The 1,296-nt window shown below is 60.9% G+C and carries 1 protein-coding gene; it reads right to left on the minus strand.

Annotated elements, in window-relative coordinates:
• Positions 1 to 203 precede the first annotated feature (203 nt).
• Positions 204 to 1,217, minus strand: coding sequence for a class 1 integron integrase IntI1 (gene intI1, locus ACOVRJ_RS20135; RefSeq protein WP_000845048.1), 1,014 nt, complete (start codon positions 1,215 to 1,217; stop codon positions 204 to 206).
• Between the last annotated feature and the right edge of the window lie 79 nt (positions 1,218 to 1,296).

A 1,296-nucleotide genomic window follows, 5' to 3' on the forward strand; every position in this document is an offset into this window, starting at 1 on the left:
CTGTCGTTTTCAGAAGACGGCTGCACTGAACGTCAGAAGCCGACTGCACTATAGCAGCGGAGGGGTTGGATCCATCAGGCAACGACGGGCTGCTGCCGGCCATCAGCGGACGCAGGGAGGACTTTCCGCAACCGGCCGTTCGATGCGGCACCGATGGCCTTCGCGCAGGGGTAGTGAATCCGCCAGGATTGACTTGCGCTGCCCTACCTCTCACTAGTGAGGGGCGGCAGCGCATCAAGCGGTGAGCGCACTCCGGCACCGCCAACTTTCAGCACATGCGTGTAAATCATCGTCGTAGAGACGTCGGAATGGCCGAGCAGATCCTGCACGGTTCGAATGTCGTAACCGCTGCGGAGCAAGGCCGTCGCGAACGAGTGGCGGAGGGTGTGCGGTGTGGCGGGCTTCGTGATGCCTGCTTGTTCTACGGCACGTTTGAAGGCGCGCTGAAAGGTCTGGTCATACATGTGATGGCGACGCACGACACCGCTCCGTGGATCGGTCGAATGCGTGTGCTGCGCAAAAACCCAGAACCACGGCCAGGAATGCCCGGCGCGCGGATACTTCCGCTCAAGGGCGTCGGGAAGCGCAACGCCGCTGCGGCCCTCGGCCTGGTCCTTCAGCCACCATGCCCGTGCACGCGACAGCTGCTCGCGCAGGCTGGGTGCCAAGCTCTCGGGTAACATCAAGGCCCGATCCTTGGAGCCCTTGCCCTCCCGCACGATGATCGTGCCGTGATCGAAATCCAGATCCTTGACCCGCAGTTGCAAACCCTCACTGATCCGCATGCCCGTTCCATACAGAAGCTGGGCGAACAAACGATGCTCGCCTTCCAGAAAACCGAGGATGCGAACCACTTCATCCGGGGTCAGCACCACCGGCAAGCGCCGCGACGGCCGAGGTCTTCCGATCTCCTGAAGCCAGGGCAGATCCGTGCACAGCACCTTGCCGTAGAAGAACAGCAAGGCCGCCAATGCCTGACGATGCGTGGAGACCGAAACCTTGCGCTCGTTCGCCAGCCAGGACAGAAATGCCTCGACTTCGCTGCTGCCCAAGGTTGCCGGGTGACGCACACCGTGGAAACGGATGAAGGCACGAACCCAGTGGACATAAGCCTGTTCGGTTCGTAAGCTGTAATGCAAGTAGCGTATGCGCTCACGCAACTGGTCCAGAACCTTGACCGAACGCAGCGGTGGTAACGGCGCAGTGGCGGTTTTCATGGCTTGTTATGACTGTTTTTTTGTACAGTCTATGCCTCGGGCATCCAAGCAGCAAGCGCGTTACGCCGTGGGTCGATGT

The organism is Roseateles sp., from assembly GCF_049240545.1.
In the GTDB taxonomy this organism is placed as follows: domain Bacteria; phylum Pseudomonadota; class Gammaproteobacteria; order Burkholderiales; family Burkholderiaceae_C; genus Paucibacter_A.

Bases quoted from the DNA above. Each gene is read 5' to 3' on its own strand.
- intI1 (WP_000845048.1), bottom strand. From the start codon at position 1,217: ATGAAAACCGCCACTGCGCCGTTACCACCGCTGCGTTCGGTCAAGGTT.